At 38.2% G+C, this 17443-nt stretch carries 26 protein-coding genes; 16 read left to right on the plus strand and 10 right to left on the minus strand.

Translation table 11 applies throughout. From position 1 onward, the window contains the following. Nucleotides 1-6: 6 nt before the first annotated feature. The 6 genes from CHJ_RS21260 (at nucleotide 7) to CHJ_RS21285 (ending at nucleotide 2525) form a co-directional block, all read left to right on the plus strand. Nucleotides 7-882 carry an endonuclease/exonuclease/phosphatase family protein gene (locus CHJ_RS21260; protein ID WP_317918951.1) on the plus strand — a complete coding sequence of 292 codons (876 nt, stop codon included), beginning with the start codon at nucleotides 7-9 and terminating at the stop codon, nucleotides 880-882. Between the two features lie 155 nt (nucleotides 883-1037). Further along, complete coding sequence (locus CHJ_RS21265; RefSeq protein ID WP_317918952.1) at nucleotides 1038-1181, plus strand: hypothetical protein; 144 nt, start codon at nucleotides 1038-1040, stop codon at nucleotides 1179-1181. Between the two features lie 3 nt (nucleotides 1182-1184). Beyond that, nucleotides 1185-1352, plus strand: coding sequence for a hypothetical protein (locus CHJ_RS21270; protein WP_317918953.1), 168 nt, complete (start codon nucleotides 1185-1187; stop codon nucleotides 1350-1352). Nucleotides 1353-1420: 68 nt separating this feature from the next. Continuing rightward, complete coding sequence (locus CHJ_RS21275) at nucleotides 1421-1705, plus strand: hypothetical protein (protein ID WP_317918954.1); 285 nt, start codon at nucleotides 1421-1423, stop codon at nucleotides 1703-1705. A gap of 66 nt (nucleotides 1706-1771) precedes the next feature. After that, nucleotides 1772-2014, plus strand: coding sequence for a hypothetical protein (locus tag CHJ_RS21280; protein WP_317918955.1), 243 nt, complete (start codon nucleotides 1772-1774; stop codon nucleotides 2012-2014). Nucleotide 2015: 1 nt separating this feature from the next. Beyond that, entirely contained in the window at nucleotides 2016-2525 is a 510-nt protein-coding gene (locus CHJ_RS21285) for a hypothetical protein (RefSeq protein ID WP_317918956.1), read from the plus strand. A gap of 43 nt (nucleotides 2526-2568) precedes the next feature. Here CHJ_RS21285 and CHJ_RS24170 read toward each other — a convergent pair whose 3' ends face one another. Together CHJ_RS24170 and CHJ_RS21290 are read right to left on the minus strand one after the other, a co-directional pair. Beyond that, entirely contained in the window at nucleotides 2569-2733 is a 165-nt protein-coding gene (locus tag CHJ_RS24170; RefSeq protein ID WP_411861578.1) for a DUF3653 domain-containing protein, read from the minus strand. Nucleotides 2734-3031: 298 nt separating this feature from the next. Beyond that, entirely contained in the window at nucleotides 3032-3400 is a 369-nt protein-coding gene (locus CHJ_RS21290; protein ID WP_317918957.1) for a DUF3693 domain-containing protein, read from the minus strand. Between the two features lie 174 nt (nucleotides 3401-3574). On the opposite strand from CHJ_RS21290, the gene CHJ_RS21295 reads away from it, so the two are divergent. From CHJ_RS21295 to CHJ_RS21340, 10 genes are all read left to right on the plus strand, one after another. After that, a complete protein-coding gene (locus tag CHJ_RS21295; protein WP_317918958.1) occupies nucleotides 3575-3931 on the plus strand; it encodes a helix-turn-helix transcriptional regulator in 357 nt (118 codons plus the stop codon). A gap of 2 nt (nucleotides 3932-3933) precedes the next feature. Continuing rightward, nucleotides 3934-4140, plus strand: coding sequence for a hypothetical protein (locus CHJ_RS21300; RefSeq protein ID WP_317918959.1), 207 nt, complete (start codon nucleotides 3934-3936; stop codon nucleotides 4138-4140). Then, nucleotides 4140-5291, plus strand: coding sequence for a replication initiation factor domain-containing protein (locus tag CHJ_RS21305; RefSeq protein ID WP_317918960.1), 1152 nt, complete (start codon nucleotides 4140-4142; stop codon nucleotides 5289-5291). The genes CHJ_RS21300 and CHJ_RS21305 overlap by 1 nt, the downstream gene beginning before the upstream one ends. After that, entirely contained in the window at nucleotides 5292-5639 is a 348-nt protein-coding gene (locus tag CHJ_RS21310) for a DUF1293 family protein (RefSeq protein WP_317919227.1), read from the plus strand. It begins immediately after the preceding gene. A gap of 130 nt (nucleotides 5640-5769) precedes the next feature. Beyond that, nucleotides 5770-6180: a hypothetical protein gene (locus CHJ_RS21315; RefSeq protein WP_317918961.1), complete on the plus strand. Its 411-nt coding sequence runs from the start codon at nucleotides 5770-5772 to the stop codon at nucleotides 6178-6180. A gap of 8 nt (nucleotides 6181-6188) precedes the next feature. Then, entirely contained in the window at nucleotides 6189-6395 is a 207-nt protein-coding gene (locus tag CHJ_RS21320) for a hypothetical protein (RefSeq protein WP_317918962.1), read from the plus strand. Nucleotides 6396-6518: 123 nt separating this feature from the next. Then, on the plus strand, nucleotides 6519-8186 hold the full coding sequence (locus tag CHJ_RS21325; RefSeq protein ID WP_317918963.1) for an APA family fibronectin-binding glycoprotein: 1668 nt from the start codon (nucleotides 6519-6521) through the stop codon (nucleotides 8184-8186). Between the two features lies 1 nt (nucleotide 8187). Beyond that, nucleotides 8188-8532 carry a DUF2523 domain-containing protein gene (locus CHJ_RS21330; RefSeq protein ID WP_317918964.1) on the plus strand — a complete coding sequence of 115 codons (345 nt, stop codon included), beginning with the start codon at nucleotides 8188-8190 and terminating at the stop codon, nucleotides 8530-8532. 3 nt (nucleotides 8533-8535) lie between these two features. Continuing rightward, complete coding sequence (locus tag CHJ_RS21335; RefSeq protein WP_317918965.1) at nucleotides 8536-9921, plus strand: zonular occludens toxin domain-containing protein; 1386 nt, start codon at nucleotides 8536-8538, stop codon at nucleotides 9919-9921. A 99-nt stretch (nucleotides 9922-10020) separates the two neighbouring features. Next, nucleotides 10021-10212: a hypothetical protein gene (locus CHJ_RS21340; protein WP_317918966.1), complete on the plus strand. Its 192-nt coding sequence runs from the start codon at nucleotides 10021-10023 to the stop codon at nucleotides 10210-10212. A gap of 268 nt (nucleotides 10213-10480) precedes the next feature. Here CHJ_RS21340 and CHJ_RS21345 read toward each other — a convergent pair whose 3' ends face one another. The 8 genes from CHJ_RS21345 to vxrA all read right to left on the minus strand — a co-directional run bounded on the left by CHJ_RS21345 (nucleotide 10481) and on the right by vxrA (nucleotide 17323). Beyond that, nucleotides 10481-10852, minus strand: coding sequence for a regulator (locus CHJ_RS21345; RefSeq protein WP_317918967.1), 372 nt, complete (start codon nucleotides 10850-10852; stop codon nucleotides 10481-10483). Nucleotides 10853-11003: 151 nt separating this feature from the next. Beyond that, a complete protein-coding gene (locus CHJ_RS21350) occupies nucleotides 11004-11804 on the minus strand; it encodes a substrate-binding periplasmic protein (RefSeq protein WP_317918968.1) in 801 nt (266 codons plus the stop codon). A 182-nt stretch (nucleotides 11805-11986) separates the two neighbouring features. Next, nucleotides 11987-12343, minus strand: coding sequence for a c-type cytochrome (locus tag CHJ_RS21355; protein WP_317918969.1), 357 nt, complete (start codon nucleotides 12341-12343; stop codon nucleotides 11987-11989). 571 nt (nucleotides 12344-12914) lie between these two features. Next, the gene (locus CHJ_RS21360; protein WP_171753614.1) at nucleotides 12915-13064 is read right to left on the minus strand and encodes a YoaH family protein; all 150 of its coding nucleotides are present in this window, start codon (nucleotides 13062-13064) and stop codon (nucleotides 12915-12917) included. A 41-nt stretch (nucleotides 13065-13105) separates the two neighbouring features. Next, nucleotides 13106-14314, minus strand: coding sequence for a conjugal transfer protein TraF (locus CHJ_RS21365; RefSeq protein ID WP_317918970.1), 1209 nt, complete (start codon nucleotides 14312-14314; stop codon nucleotides 13106-13108). Nucleotides 14315-14377: 63 nt separating this feature from the next. Continuing rightward, on the minus strand, nucleotides 14378-15241 hold the full coding sequence (locus tag CHJ_RS21370; RefSeq protein ID WP_317918971.1) for a DUF2861 family protein: 864 nt from the start codon (nucleotides 15239-15241) through the stop codon (nucleotides 14378-14380). After that, nucleotides 15241-15903: a response regulator transcription factor VxrB gene (gene vxrB, locus CHJ_RS21375; RefSeq protein WP_171753617.1), complete on the minus strand. Its 663-nt coding sequence runs from the start codon at nucleotides 15901-15903 to the stop codon at nucleotides 15241-15243. The genes CHJ_RS21370 and vxrB overlap by 1 nt, the downstream gene beginning before the upstream one ends. Then, nucleotides 15878-17323: a sensor histidine kinase VxrA gene (gene vxrA / locus CHJ_RS21380; RefSeq protein WP_171753618.1), complete on the minus strand. Its 1446-nt coding sequence runs from the start codon at nucleotides 17321-17323 to the stop codon at nucleotides 15878-15880. Before vxrA ends, vxrB begins: the two co-directional genes overlap by 26 nt. Between the last annotated feature and the right edge of the window lie 120 nt (nucleotides 17324-17443).

Raw genomic sequence — 17443 nt, forward strand, 5'->3', positions numbered from 1 at the left:
TACTGAATGAAAAATTTACTTAGCAGAGTTATGTTTATTTTTTCAATGGTTATATTAAGTGTAAATGCCAATGAAAAACTCGACTTTCTTACCCCAATTAAAGGGGGCGTTCAAGACAAAGTTTACAACAAGAACTTTCCAAAGCTCACAGTCTCAACCTTTAACATAGCCGCCGGTAGAGTAGGGAAACTTGAAAAAATCGCTGAAGGAATTACAGCATTGAACTCTGATATTACCGCTATTGTTGAGATAGACGACAAAACCAACCGAAGCGGTAAAGTAGATCAACTCAAGCTATTAAAAAATAAAACCAGTTTATATGGTCAGTTTGCTAAAACCATTGACTTTGATGATGGTGAATATGGTGTGGCCATTATGTCAAAATATCCGATTGGAAAAACAGAGATAATAAATATACCTTCCGATGCGGAACAAGTCGTATTATTTGCTGCTGAAATTAAGGTTCCAACATTTGATTCACCGATTATATTTATTAATGCGCATTTTGATTGGTATGCCGATCCAGCATTAAGAATCAAACAAGCTTATGCGGTTAATGATTATATTTTAGGTAATAGCAACAGTATTTTTGAAAATATAAGCAGCAGAGTGGTCATTTTAGCCGGTGATTTCAATGCCGTTCCTGGCTCAGAACCAATAGAAGAGCTAAGCAAGTATTGGACATTAGTGAATCAACAAGGGCTTGATATCAAGACATGGCCAACTGATAACCCCATTGTGGCTATTGACCATATTTTTACGTCAAACGCTCAAAAGTGGAAAACAGAACAGCTATCTATCCCTCAAAATAACAAAGCTTACTGGAAAAACTTAAGTGATCATCTACCCGTTACCGCCAAGCTAACGCTATTGGAACAATAGGGAGAAGAATCAAAATCTTTCTTGCATAAATAATCTATGACGGAGTTACTCCAATATCTAACCAGTATTGGATTGCCTCCGTCGATTATCTTCTTTATCTGGATCATCTGGAAAATAGATAAACGACTAACCATCTTAGAAACAAAGGTTAAGTAATGGCGATACCAACACAATTCGGGGTAAACGTGGCAACACCGCAACCCTTAGAAGTAAAACTCGATATCAGTGAGCGCACTATGGCAACCGTAGGTTTTGTGGTTATCATCGGTGCGCTTTTAATCAAACGACTTAAAAGTTAAGTAATGTCAGGTAAATCATTAACTGTAAAACAAGCGGGACGCAAAGGCGGGAACGCAACCAAACGCAAATGGAAAACCAACAAGAAATTTGCTGCGGCTATGAGAAAGAAACTTAGTGCTGCTGGTAAAAAAAGTGCGAGAGTACGCAAAACAATCCAAATGAAGAAATAGATATAGAACCCTTTGATTCTGTGGGTATTTAGGAGATATCATTAAGGCATAATTTGAAGGGAAACATTATGACAGTCGATTTTAGTGATATTCACAACAAAATAGGTAGTTCTTTTCTAGAACTGACTCAATCAATAAAACAAAATGAAAATGATGAAGAAATAACTGCAAAATTTAATTGTCTCGTTGATATCTTCGTACAAATAGGAAGTTATACTCCGGTATCATGGGGTTATAATCAAACGTTCCAGTGGTGGGGCTATTTAAGTGATATTGGTAATTCAAAGTACGCTAGTTCATTTATTTCAATACTAAGAGAAAAATTAAAAACTGCCACAAGCTCTACTGAATAACCCTTAGAATTTTTAAAATTAGAACTTTCAGTCGCAACATGCAGTGACAATGAATTATATTTACAAATGGCCAAAAAGGAATATGAAAAATACCCGCTAAACCTCGAATTTAGTCATACTTATGCACATATGCTCTGTTTGGCTGAATCGACTTTGGAAAATAAATATAAAGGAATAAAATTATATAAAAGATATATTGAAGAAAATAAGCCTCACTTGGCAGAAGAAACAATTAAATTAGCTTACAATGCCGAAGTAGTGCTCTTTCGACATCTACAAAATTCAGGGAAAGTTGAAGAGGCAGATTAGATTGTTAGAGTCTATAAGAGCATGTCCAGAGTATAGAAAAACCGCATTTTATAATAATAATACACTTACAATCAGGGAAATATATAATGAAAGAAAACATTTACGAGAAGTTACAGATTCTTTAAAGAATGAACTTAAAGCTAAGATGGATGACTATGAAAAAGAGCATAATAAAAGCAGTTTTCAACAGTTAGTATTATTTACAGCAGTAATTACCTTCGTGATTACTGCTGCAACTAGTGCTACAAGCGCACAGTTTGACGTGCGAACTCTATCTTCTATAGGACTGATATTGATAATATTTGTAACAACAGCATCTTTATTTAATGACAAGCCTAATAAATTTTTATTAGATTATAGAATATATATATTAATGATTTTCATATTATCAATTATATTAATTAACTTTTCCCCCGCAATCAATAATTATAGTAATTCAAAAAAATGCCTATTAAACTGTAATGTAGTTATAGAGATACCAAACACACCATTTGTTAAATTAGATAAATGAATATTAAAATAACCTCTCCCCTTTTATAAAACTGGGGGAGGAGTTATTTCTTAAACAAAAATCGTCTTTTATTTCTCATCAGCAAAGAATAACTATCATTACTGTTAATCATTTTTGGTATGTTAAGCTCCATAGCTCTAAACTCTCGACCTGAAGGTGTAATTAAAGTGTCGCCACGGACTTTAAAACCACTTAGAATCGAACTCATATAGCAATATTTCACTTAGTTGACGGTTTAAAACACCGCATTTGTAAAGTTCTTCGTTAAATTGAATGCGTTGTAACTGCTTTTTCATGTGATCTACCTCAAAAAAACCATCAAAAATTAAAGTTTGATGATTTTGAGCATTGGACCGCTTACTTTAGGGCAAATGCTCAAAATCCGAGGTAGTATTCATTTTGTTAATAAGAAACCTAGCTGATGCATGTGCTAGTTGTAAGTTAGGAAAAGCGCAATAAACTTAATAAACAGGGGATTAATGACAACGCTAACTTAGATATCCTATTTAACATAACATACATAATGCGTAGTTGAACGATCGTTCAATAGATTGGTATTGAGCTATCCCAAACACCGCTAAAGCCATTGAAATGCTTGATAAACCTAGCCCGTTATACTTTTTTGCTATGCCTTCCCATAGTGCTTTTACTGTCGGATTATCGTTTTTATCAGCATGTACACCTAGTAAAGCCACTTCTTTCTCTATTCCTGAGCCTTCTGCTAAAAAAATTGCTTCTTCATCAGATAGATAGCGTATTCCAGTTCTTATTTTACTTATTTTATTAGGCTGTAGGTTCAAGTCATGTGCTATTTGCTTATCTTGTATGTAGTTTTTAGCCTTTTTATAGGCGTCTAACAGTTCATTCGCGTACATATCTAAAGCTCCTTTTTCTTACATTGTAGCCGTTCACATTCGATTTTTCGCACTTTACAAGTTCGATCTATCGGATTTATAGTTCCGATAAATCGAATTTGACTGCCTTGGGTGTCGACCCTTGAAGCCGCTGCCCTTGGTGGTCATTCCTTTCAATCGTTCAAGGTGGTTGCTGTGTCGCTAGGTCAAGTAATTAAAAATCGTCGTCTTGAGTTAAATATGAAGCAAGAAACTTTAGCTCATGATGTGGGTGTCACTGTTCAAACCATCATGAAGTGGGAAAAAGGAAAATCGGAGCCTACCGCATCTAAAGTTGTTTTGTTGTCGACTTACCTTTCTTTGTCTTGTCAGGAAATTTGTATCGGTCGTATTTTTCAAACTGACGTCGATAAAATTGATTTCCTTCGTTGCGCTAGTTTCTATCAAAAACAATTGACTCACGTTGATTTTTTATTGTCTCTTTATGAGTTTATCGATGATAAACAAGACTTTATGTCTCTTACTACACCAACAAATGTGAGTGGTAAGTGATCATGAATATTCAACCAGTGAAAGTCTTTTTTGATTTGATGCCAGACAACACGGTTTCAGTGTTGGTTCAAGGCTCTGCTGAATGGGATTTGATGTACTCATATCAAAATATGGTGTCTTGGTGCGAGTCTGAGTTCCTAGATTTTGAACTGGTTGATATCACCAACACAACATATTTAGAGCGTATTTCTTTAGGGGTATTTGAATAATGAGTGCTGCTAAAAAACTACTTTCAACCTTTGAGCCTAAAGACTCGGTACATGTGGATTATCTTTGTTTCACATTCAAACTTAAAGATTTGCGACACTGTCACAAAGCATTATCACGCGATGCTGACGACTCTAATTTTCGTTTTAAGAAAGAAAAATCCCTGTTAAAACGTCATGCTACCGCGCCTCGTTTTCCGTCTCCGCCTGAGTTCAATCCTATGCTGGCAAAGAGTTCAGAAGATATTGAGGCTTTAACTGCTTTCTATCATAACCAGTGTCAGCTCTATCTAGAAGATTGCCTTAAAATCTTTGCTAATCAGATATTGGGTTTGTCGTTGTCTGCGCCTCGTGGTCTTAGTTTTAATTTTTACACCGATTCAATGAAACTTACGTCTCCAAACGGTGATGACTTCTGCGGATTTGTAGGGATAGGCGGTAATGAGGATACAGTGCATTTTCAGATAAATGGCACTGGCTGTAAGCACTTGTTTGAGCGGCGTCCACCTTGGTCGGTTCATGATTGGCTCTCTAATGTATTGGGTGTCACCACCCTAGCCCGTGTTGATTTGGCTTATGATGATTTTGATGGGATATTCGATTGTGATTATGCCATGAAAGCCGTGTATGACGATGCGTTTAGAACTGCTGTTCGTGGTCGTTCTCCTTCCGTTGAACCTGACAACAGGTTTACTATTGATTTTAAGACAGGCAACAAGATTTTTAGCAAAGAACAACTTCTTGTTGGCTCTCGTTCCTCTCGCGTTTACTGGCGTATCTACAACAAAGCACTTGAGCAAAATCTGGCTGAATCTGGCTTGATTTGGTATCGCTCAGAAGCTGAACTTAAAAAATGGGATGTTGATGTACTGCTAGACCCTTGCGGGGCGTTCGCGGCCATTAATGATTTCTCTGCGTCTATCTCAACCGCAAAACCCTTTAATACTAAGCGTCAGCCCACTAAACATGCAGCTTTAGACCTTCTAAATCAGACTTACTGGCTGAAGCGTCAATATGGAAAAATCCTGAACTCTTTACTTGCGTCCGTAAATGGCGACGTTGAAAAAGCACTAGGTATGGTCATTCGTGACGGTACTTCTTTCACTCTCCCCGATACTCACGGGGCACTAATTAATCATATTTTGGAGACTTAAATTATGGCTTCTTTATTCGTTCTTGGTATCGATATTACTTGGAATCAATTTTCAGGAGAACAAGCGAACTTAAACATTGCTCGCCCAATGCGTGAAGTGTCAACGGATAACTATAAGCGTCGAACTATAGGCGAATCTGGTGACGTAAACCCGAAGTATGACCAAGTTATTCGAGTTGATCATCAATACGCCTTAAAACTTGAGCGTTGCGCTGCATTAGTTCCACGCCGTGAATATGAAATGGTGTTTGATATCGATTTAGATAATCCATTAGGCGGTGCAATCGTTAAGGAGCTAATTCCTGTAGACGATGATATCAAAGCACACTTTAAAAACTGCATGAAGTAATTACGGAGTGTTTCATGGATAGCTACCATTATTTTTTGTCCTTCGTCCTGTGTATCGATGTGGCGTTAATCGTAGCTTTCTTTTGGACTGTTTTTACCTTTTTAAATCTTTTGTTTTTTGGCGATGAGTAATGGCGACTATACGTTCTCGTGATTTTAAATGCGTACGATTAAATACCAATGGTGTTTATTACGTTACGAACAAAAGTTGTGAGGCCTATGCATTACATTATTCGATTTATGACCGTTTAACAGATAAGCCGATTATTGGCGAATGTTGGAAAGCTGATGGTGATTATTATTGGTATACAAAGACCGTTTGCACTGCTCATATTTATACCAAAGAACAAAGAGATAACATTTTAAACGGTGGTACTGGTGAAACGTCGACAGAACAACCCGTTGACCCTAACCCAAATACTGACAACAGCGGAATTCAAATAGACTCTGGTTTATACACCACGATCACAAGTTTTTTGCTGCTGTCTTTTGTCACTGGCCATATCACTGGCCGTATTGTTAAAACCTTAAATAAAGCATAGGTACTTTTATGAAACATTTTAAAACTGTTAAAAAATTTGGTCTTGGCGCTTCACTAATGGGGGTTGCTGGCGCGGCATCTGCTGACACTGCAACGGCTATTACTGATGCAATCTCAACAGGTTCGACTAACTATGGTGCTGTTGTCGCTGGCGTTATCTCTGTTGCGGCACTTGGTTTTGGTTTAAGCCTAATTGTTCGCTCACTTTCTAAGTAGTGGACGCTCAAACACTCGGTGAGCTCGTTACTATTGCCTTAGCAATATCTGGTGCAGTCACCTTTACTACTGGTTTTTATACTGGTGTTAATGCGTCCTAAGTGGCGCATTTTTTTGGGCTGAATGATGAAAAAACTTACTTTCTTATTTCTGTTACTAATTTCATTTGATTCTATTTCTGGTAATTATTGGCGTATTTCTAGAAGTGGTGATGCTCGTTCAGATGCTATTTTTGCTACTTGTAACGGAATTGAATTTGATAAATGGATAGATGTTAATCAGGCTGCTGATTGTTTCGTTGGCAAATGGACTGGGTTTAATGGTGATATATTACGCTGGAAAGGTAACTCATTATCTTTAGATGATGTATTAAAAGCGAATGGCAATAAGACACTAACCTTTCATTACAGCATTACTTCTTCTGATGGTGGTGAACGATATAGAAATATTTTTACTAAAGTTGTTGCCTTTAAAACAGTTTGTCAAAAAACTCATTACGTTGATAGCAATGGTCAATGTAAATTAAAAATAGATAAGTGTCCTGTTGGGGAAATAATCAATGCAGACGGTGTAACTTGCACTCCAATTTGTGAAATTGTCTCTACTCGTTCAGACGGTAGACGTGCAAAGAAATGGCTAAAATTTGATACTAGGGTGTTTGGTCACCGTCCTAAGAAATTCTGTAGGGGTACAGGTGAAGTAGGTTGCGAGTTAATCAGTGATGGTATTTATATTCAACCTAATCCCGATGTAAACCCTTACGCTGAGGGGTATTTCGAATATTCTACAAAATCATGTAAAGTGTCTGAAATTGGTAATTATTATGGCGGTCAAAATCCTGACCCTACTAATCCTGTAGACCCTAACAATCCTGACCCTAATAATCCTGACCCTAATAACCCTGACCCTAATAATCCTGATCCTAATAATCCTGATCCTAATAATCCAGACCCTAACAATCCCGACCCTAATAAGCCTAGTGAGCCAATTGATTACGCTCGTATTGATGCCATGTTTGAAAAGAATAATCAGATATTAAAGGGTTTGGAAGCTGAGCAAAAAGCTAACAATTTGGCTTTGTCTTCTACTGGTACGCTTTTACTCACTGAAATGTCAAAAACTCCCACATTACTAGAGTCTATTAAAGCTAAGGTTGATGATACCGTATTACGTATTGGGAGAATGGATACTAACGTTAAAAATGCTCAAGTAGCTAATGAACGCAGTATTAACTCAATGAAAAACCGATTAGATACAAGCATTAGATTGAATAAAGAAAATATTGATGCTGGAATTGCTGTTACAAATAACCTTAAAAAATCAGTTGATGGTTTAAAGAAAACTGTAACGGGTAACTTAAAAGCCATTCGAAATGATATTAAAAAGTTAGGCAATGGCAATGGTGGCGGTGATATGAGTGGCGTTATTGATGCGTTAACCGTTAAAGGAAAACATACTCCAAATGGTTTAATCGCGTTTGGTGACACTGATGCTAATGGTTCGGGTTACTTTATATCGTCTGAAATGATGCAAGGTATCAAGACTGAAATAGCTGATTTAGAGGAGCAATATAATAAGCTTATTACAGATAAGAAGGGCTTTTTTGATATCGCTTCTAATTTAAATGGTGGTAGCTCTGAGGAGCATACAATTGATTTAACTGTCGCTGGTCGTCAAGTTAGTCAAAAAAGTGCTGTATTTGGAGCACTTCAAGCTAATGCTGGAATTATTGCGGCTGCTATTTACTTGATTGCTGCCATTCTTGGCGTGTTAATAATAGCGAGGTTATAGAATGCAAGAGCTATATAATTTAGTTGGTTATATATCAGATGTTGGAAATACCGTATTTGATTTTTTTCAATCTATCCCTGATATGTTTACGCAGTTGTTAACCTACATAAATTACCTATTCATCAAGGTGAAAATCTATTTTCTTATCAAGTCTATTGAAATGTCATTTCGAGTGGCGCAACTGTTGTTAGAAGATATTGGTTTTAACTTGTTGGTTGAAACAGCTTTCAACGCCCTACCTTCTGAACTTCGTTATTACGCTCATTTGTTTGGAATACCAAAGGCTTTAACTCTTGTTGGTAATTGTGTGGGTACAGCGTTAGTTATGCGTATATCGAGGGTTTAAACAATGGCTATTACTATAAGAACAGGGGCAAACGGTAGCTATAAAAGTGCTTATGTTGCCTATTTTGTTATTCTTCCGGCTTTGCGCTCTGGTCGTTGTGTTGTTACTAATTTTGAAGGTATGCAACCTCTAGAAAAGATTGAAGAGTTGTTTGATGAGAAATTTCCAGAAACAACCAAGCTCATTCGTATATCTAGCCGTAATGTTAAAGGGCTGGATTTATGGCGGTATTGGTATTGTTGGTGTCCGCTTAATGCTTTAATTGTCATAGATGAATGTCAGGACATATTTAGTAAAAACACTGGCTTTAAGATGGAGAAATTTAACTATAAGCCAGTTTCAGAGTTTAAAGATAGCTTGCCTGATGGATATGAAAACTTTTTCAATTCTCGTCATGTTCCGGTAGATATGGACAATTTACAGCCTTGCGATATTGATGACACGGGTGCTGCTGAATACGATGACCAGGGCAGGATAATTTATCCTACTACTTTCAATGAAGGATTTATGCGTCATAGAAAGTTTAACTGGGATATTGAGCTTTTAAGTCCCGATTGGAAGCAAATTGATAGTAACGTTAAGGCATGTGCTGAGGAGTGTTTTTTTCATAAGAATAGGGATGGTCTTAAACTCTTTGCGCGTAAACCATATATTTTTAAACACTCTAAGACCGTTGCTACTCCGGCCATTCCTGAAAAGCGAGATGTAAACCTGACCTCGGTTAAAGTCCCGCTTGATGCTCACTTGCTTTATAAGTCGACGGGGACGGGTTTAACCACTAAATCAGGTGGTACGAACTTACTATTAAAATCACCTAAATTTCTATTTGCTGTAACAGCCATCATATTATCAGTGGGGTATTTTATTTATGCGGTTACCGATATTTATAATCGTAATACTGAGACGGATACGCAATCGCAAGAAGTCGAACAGGTTGAACAATCTAATGTTTCAAGCGAAAACGAGAGTAGCGAAAGTTCTCAAGATGGTCGGATTCTATGTGATGGCCGGAATAGTGATCAAGATTGTGAGCAAAGCAGCGATAATGCTTTTTATCTAAATGATGTGCCCACTTTTTTAGATATAGCTGATTTAAGCACTGTTTACGTAACGTCTAGAGTTGTTAAATATGGTGGTGTTGGCGAGTATCCTATAGAGGTTAATCTTTCGCTAGAAGTTTCGACAATCAATGGTGGTCAATTCTATCTCTCTGAGCGTTATTTGGATTATCTTAATGTTACTTATCAGTTTATCGATGATTGCATGTTGCTACTAACTAAAGGTGATCAGAATGCGCTTATCGGTTGTCCTAATTCTGGCGGGTCCACTTCTTCTGTTCAGGTCAACAACGATATCGAGATAAGCGCAGCGAATACACTGGGTATTTAAAGAATCGATTTGAGCAAGGCGAAATATAAGGAGCAACGCGAACATATTTCACCTTGTTTGAATCCGACAACTGAAAGGCGTCAGTAAGGAGTGTGTACCATGACCAGAAACGCCAGATACGAAAAAGCAATGAAGGACAAAGGTTTAAAGAAAATCACGCTATGGGTGCCTGTTGATAGAGAATCGGATATCAAACAGGCGGCTTCTGTGATGTGCGAGAATGAAACGTATACTATCGGAGTCCTGAAAGATATCGAGACGGGGCAAGCCGTTTCAATGCATAGAAATTAATAGCCGTCACCAGTGACGGTTTCCCCTTCTCTTCTGAGAGTATTCGCAAGCGTAGCGCGCCAGTGTTTGAGCGAAAGCGAGTCATAACCTAACTACTTTTCTAAACCTCTCCTCTCCCCTTATATCGCTATATCCGCCCTTCTGTGTTTTTCGACGACGAGACTGAGGAGGAGAAAATAAGCAGAAGGAGCGCGAGACATCGAAAACCCCCGTCCTGTATTACGGGGGTAAATTCCACCTAAACTTAACCTTTCCGCAGAAAGTCGTATTAACCTTTATCTATTCTTGATAAGGCTCTAGCTAGTTTTAATAACTTAGTTGATGTTTTGATTTCTAAATCTGAACTGATTTCTAATAGGGCTATTCCTATCAAAAGTTCGTTAGGTGTGATTTTTCTTCCAGTTGGTATTTCTAATTTCTCCCCTACCATTTTGAATTGATCCCATTCTTTGGAATGATGCAATTTTCTGCTTTTTGATAGCTTCATTAGCCTTTTGCATTCTGGCGGTATTGTTTTTCCCTTGTCCCAATTCTTGACGGTCGTCACACTTTTAAAACAAAGCTCTGCGGTCTCTTCTAACGTTAAATTGCACTTATAAAAACGAAAAATGAAATTTTTAGTCATTTCGTTGTACTTCATTTATAAATCTCTCAAATATGAAAGATTCATAAGATACTAATTTATATGCAATATTTAACATAAGGCGACATAATGCGTACTTCAAGCTTGGAGGTTGTATAATTGAGAAACTTTTCCTGTATATGGTCTTTCTAAACTTATTACTATGAAGTTACATATAAGAAAGGTATATTTTTCGATATGTCTCGTCACGCTTCATTTCGAGCATTATCTTATCAATACTCTCAACAAATTCGCGTGTTATATTCTTCTTGTTGAAAAGTAAGTAATTAGGCATAGTTAAAATGATCATGTCCTGGTCGATTTGGGTTGGAGATTGCACAATGTCGATTAGGTTGATTAAATCATTTTCTTTTAAATAACGCATAACTGGCAAATAATCACCTACAAACATGTCTATTCGGCCTCCTAGCAACATATCAACACTTTGTTTTGTAGAGTTCGTATATTCAATACCAAAAAATTTATTACTCTCTAGAGCGTCACTAAATGTACCAGTTCCATAGAAGTATCCAGCTCTAACTCCTATGGAATACGTTACAGTGTTACTAAAATCTGGGTTTACAGAAACATCAGAATCTTTTTTCTTAAATAGCACATATCGTTGGCTGATAAGTTCAGTCTTAGTATAGGTTCCCCACTCTTCACGAGCTTTACTTTTGGCTGCATTGAACAGCAAATCTCGCTTACCGCATTTAACTGAGTGGAGAGCTCTCTTCCATGGATAGAACTTGAACTCTACTTCGGTAGCATTGCTCGATCTTCTAAAAGCTTCCTTAATTATATCGATAGCAATACCTTTAGCTTCACCATCTACGGTATATACATAAGGCGCATATTCTAATGTAGAGGCTCTAATTATGTTAGGCACAGATGTAGCGCCAATTCTATTAGACAGAAGGCATAAAAATAGAGATGCACTAGCAATATTAATGACTTTTAGAATTTTCATGCATCACCGAAAATTAGTATTAAAATCAATTTAATATAGTTCATTTTCTATAAATTATTGTATGGCAACATCTAAAAATGCGAAGTACGTAAAGCTACACATCGACTTTTTTTTGTTTAATTAATATTTGTGACCTTGTCACGTAGTGTTGATATCAAAGTATCGATGTCGGGATCGTAAGACTATTGAATCGATTCGATATAGGCAAAAATATCGATAGCATCTTGCTTCGTCAGTACATTATTGAATGCTGGCATGCCCTTTTCAACTTTACCCGCTAAAACCTTACCTGCGAGCTGATCGGTAGACTTAAATGGATTATTTATCTTGTTAGGTAAGTTTGCCGGTCTTTTTGCTAACGACGCTGCAGCAACCCCATCGCCTTGCCCTTTAGTACCATGACAAGCAAGACAGAACTGCTGGTACTTCTGTTTACCGTTTGCTGTATCTCCGTTAATTGTACTTTGAGAAGCCGCAAACAGGCTGAAGAACAAGAGTGCAATAAGCGTGATTGAAATAGTATAAAGTTTAATTTTCATTTGTTTCTTCCAACATTAGTTTTTCACCCATCATAAGAATGAGTGATGAACTACCAATGAACACACTATTCAGACTCCTCTCTTTTTTGCTCATACAACTAATAACGAGGAGCTTACAGATCGAAAAGTTAGCAACTACATGACTCTGTTATAAGCCTTAGCAATTAGTTTGTCGTCATTCCCATAGCAAGGATTAATCGTAATCAGTCACTATCAGACCGCCCAAGCATGGTATTCCCGAAAGGAATAGTAAGCGCTCGCTTATTTTTCTTTTAAAATTCCAATCAGCACGATCCACTGGTTGCAAAATCAGCATGACAGTTTCCTGTAATTTAGTTACAAAACACCTTGTATTGATCTATTCTTAAGCTTAAAAATAAGAGTCATACTCATTCTAAGTTGTTAATATTAAGGGGATAACGCCATAAGATTTCGTATAAAGCTCAGGTTGTTTTTGGGGAATTTAGGAGAGTATCTCTGAAAGGTAAATTGTTCGGTGTTATTTAATTTAGTTATAGTGCGCTAATGTCAAAAAGATAAAGCTTGATTGCAGACCAAACAAGCTCTTAAATTATTCTTGGTTAGATTTTTCTTCTCTGATTTTCTGAGCGACTATTTTGATGGCTTCTGCAGTGCTTATCCCCTGCTTCATCAATTCTTGAATTTGCTCTACAGCCGCTTGTTGTTCTTGGTGTGATAGTGGTGGAATATCGTCAAACATAAAAAGCCCCTCATAATTGAGGGGCGACTATAAAGTGTTTATCAATAAGTGGCAAGGAAGTTCACATAGCCTCCCATCGCATCCGCGTTGGTGTAGGCAACAGCTACGTCGAGTTCAAATAATCCTAAAGGTGAGATGCCTACCCCTCCGGTAACTGTCCCTTCACTGTCGCTATATGCGAGATTCTTTCTGTAACCACCTCGTAACTGTAGCTGACGCATTACATCGATTTCCATACCAACTCGAATCCATTGGGTATTGTCAGCAAACTTATCAAACTTCTCATCTTCGTTTATATCGTAATCGACACTAAACGAAAAGTAGTCTGCAACAAATCCTGCACCAACGGTATATTGAGGACGAATCTGATAAGCAAAGTCAGTAGTAATAGTGTTTTCTGCACTACTGAGCTGGCTAGTTAATACCGTGGTGATTTTATCAGTAGCTACGTCACGAGAGATCAAATTGGTACCGCTAATACCGATGCGGAAAGGACCATAAAACCATAGCGCCCCAACATCAATATTAAACATCGCTTCAGATGTACTGTTTTTCAGAATATCTTTGATGTCGTATTTTTGGACCGATGCTGTATAAACGTAAGTATTGATTCGTTGGATTTTTGGAGAGATACCAAAAGACATGTGTTGGCCAAACACCGTTTGATATTTGGCGAGCGTTAAACCCGCTTCCAGTACGCCAATGGAAACGACGTTCATTGCACTGAGTTCAGCATTTTGTGCAGCGTTAATTGGACTTGCTAGCACACTTGAATCATAGATTTCAGGAGAAACAAAAGCCTCAGTATAGGCTTTTGCAAACCCAGTCATAGATAAAAAAGAGTTTGGGATACCAAAGGCCGCAGACAATCCCGCTTCCACCTTAGCGTGGTCTCCTTTCATTTCCGTCAATAAATTATTAATCTCTGCTTCTGTTGCAGGCGTTATCGCTCCGGGGTTACCGTAATCTATACCGTCAATAATATCTGCTAAGTCTTTGGCGTTATCCTGTAACTGATCTTGATCGCTATACATCAAGCCGACAGCTGGTAGTAGCATACCCACATCATCATTACGTCGATAAATCGCTGCAAGAGCAGGGTTATAGAAGGGCGAGGTTAAATAGGTTCCAGCAACAACACCAACACCACCCATAGCTTCACCACGAGCATCAACAGAATAGTTAGCTGCAACTGAAAGGGATGAAGACAAAGCGAGTGCAGTTGCTATCGAATAGCGAAGTTTGTTCATAATAAATAGCCTAGATATATTCCTTTAATGCTTTATCGGCAAGTTTGATATTATCTTTATCAGTTATTCTGCAGATATGTCGTATGTTTTGCTTATTACTTGCTGATCTTCGATTACTATCGCCCCTTGCCATCTTTTTTGGGTAATAGAAACGGCCAATACGTATCGATCTGGCGTGAGTTTGCCTAAAGGCAGTGACGTAGGATAATCTGTTTCATACTCCTGATACCAAACTCTCTTGTATTCGCCATCCAAATAGTCGTATAACGCAACGGTAAGAACTGGAAGCGCGCAATACGGATTGAGCAAACCAAACTTATCGACAGCCCAACTATCCTTGGTATCCCAACGAACAATCTCTTTCGACTTTGATTCTCCCATTACGACCCAGCTATTCCACTGCTCTCCATTGACGTTCTCAATTTCTATTCGATATAGCCCCGGACCAAGTCTTTGGCTCAATGCATAACGAGCATGGTAGATAAACTCTCCATTAGACGATACTTGTTCAAAATCTGTTTCTGGAGAAATATCCGTGTCGGACCACTGACTAAAACGTATAGATTTAATTTCAACCGATGCTTGGCTTTCAATAATAAGCTTAGACGTAATTCGGCCAGGACTTTGTAAAGATTGACGTCTAATTACGATATTACTAATCCAGCTTGCTAACGGCTCTGAGGTTAAACTCTTCCCGCAATCGGGCTCTAAAGATTTAAGGAGCAGTTCGTTTAAGTGATTATCAACATAATCATCTCTGTTGGTTTGCCACACCTGAATCAGAGCAGAAAAGCTTGCTTGCAAGTCATTTTCAAGCAACATTTTATGAGCCTGACTAAGCGGAGTTTGGTTATCAAACCACGCATTAGCCGTGCTGGTTAACATGCTTGATAGCAGTAATATCAGTAATGAGACGTACTTAATCATTATGACTTCATCTTATAACCAACGCCACGTAGAGTTTCTATCTCTACACCTGGAAGTTTTTGTCGTAGCTGCAAAATATGCGTATCTACCGTTCTGGTCGTTGGGAAATGGTTATAGCCCCAAACATGGTCTAACAACTCGTCTCTAGTAAACACTCTACCAAGGTTACTTGCCAAGAATAGAAGCAGGTCAAACTCGGTACGGGTTAGTGTTATCGCTTCTTGTTGGTAAAAAACTTCACGCGTTGCTTTATCTATTACCAAACAATCCGTAGTAACTTGATTACTCTGTTCTTCATTTTCCTCGTCTGGAGAGCGAAGTTGAGCGCGGATTCTTGCAAACAACTCAGCCTCAGCAAAAGGTTTAGTTAGATAATCATTTGCGCCGGCATCTAACCCGGACACTTTATCTTTAATCGTCACCAGTGCAGTCAGTAAAATCACCGGAACATTCTTAATTTCTTTCCACTTTGCTAGACGAGTGACAGAGTCACCATCGGGTAATTGACGATCTAGTATAACGAGATCTGCTTTTTCCCATAACGGATCAACCTCAGCGAGAGTCTCTGCATGGAAACACTCATAACCTGCTTGTTCTAGGCTAACTAGTAGTCCATCTGCTAAATTTTTATCATCTTCAACGAGTAGCAATGTCTGTTTCACAAGGTATCTCCAATTTAAATGTAGTGGGCGGGCCGCCAAGAGTCAGTTCGCCGCCCATTCTTCCTACCATAGATTCAACAATAGTTAACCCTAGCCCTAATCCGGCTTTGCTAACAAAAGGTTTCTTTAGCGTACGCCAATCTTTTTTACTCAGATTTCCTTTGTCCATGACAAAGAAGGTAATCTGTTTCTCTTTTACTTCAATTTTCAATGTAATCGGCTGAACGCCATACTTAATTGCGTTATTTATTAAATTATCTAAGCAAGTACCTAGCCAATAAATATTCACTTTAGCGGCGGTATCTCGGTTTATTTCTACATGAATCTTTACTTTAGATTCTTCGTATCGATACATCATCCACTCTTCGATAGATGGTATCCATTCTGTCGCCATACTTTGGTTGCCAGATTGTAGATAATCTTTACTCGCTTCCGCCAGTTGTCTTAGCCGGCGTGTGTCTTCACATAATCGTCTAAACTCATCATAAACCGATTCAGGAAGGCTTTCGAACTCACGTCTAAACCCTTCTACGGTCATTGATAAACTCGCGATTGGTGTTCTTAACTCGTGCGTCAAAATCTGTAGAACCAGCATCCTGCTCTTTAGCTCTTGTCGTTTAGTGTTCCAACGGTAACCCGCCCAACCAAATACCAAGGCGATATTGATGATTACCAAGGCGATCATACTATTGAGTAGAAGATCCGATTTATCTTCTAACTCAAAACAGAGATTGCCCCGTCGCACAAAACACGACTTGTCACTGTCAGTCAGTGTATATTTTAGTTGTGATTCACTCGCATTGTCCTGCCAAACACGCTGCGGGAAAATATAGTACTTATCCCCTCGCCTCAACCACAAGTTGTCATTTTCAACGAACATTCTTTCACTAGCAATAAGCGCGTTGATCGCACTGAAAGGCATTCTTTGCAAACGGCCAAGTAAGGTATTATCTGTTGAAAGTGGTCTCTCTAAAATGTGCATGTAAGGCTGCAAGTCATCAAAGCTTTCTGGATTTAGTTTGCCGTAGCGATAGGCATAACTTCCGCCCCCCGGATGAATAAGTCCAGTACGAGCAAACCACTTCACCGGTAATGGCGTTCCTTTACATATTGTCCTTACAAAGACTAATGGCTCGGTTACCAATGGGCTTAAAGGCAATTGTCCTGTGCAGTTTTGTTCCAGAATGTAGAGTTGTTGAAGATCTTTAAGGGGATAATTAGCGGTTTGCGGTAGCATGAACTCCGGCGCAATCAACTTGTTGGGAAAGTCACTTTGTAGATTTCGAACGTCGTAGTGTTCGTTGGCCTGCGAGTAATCAAACAGATTAACAAACTCATCAATTCTTTCAGGCAGCGAAGAGCCCCATACATTCAACGGTGCTATCAATAAAGCGCTATAAATTAATTTACGTATTAACAAACGATTTTGCCAACTGTTTTATTCAAAAGTAAATATTCTATTCAACGGTAAAATATTATCGTTATTGCTAAACAATATAGCGTATAACTAGTGGAAATCACATAACTCTCAAGAAGATAG

It is taken from the genome of Vibrio sp. MACH09, from assembly GCF_033238805.1.
Classification (GTDB): domain Bacteria; phylum Pseudomonadota; class Gammaproteobacteria; order Enterobacterales; family Vibrionaceae; genus Vibrio.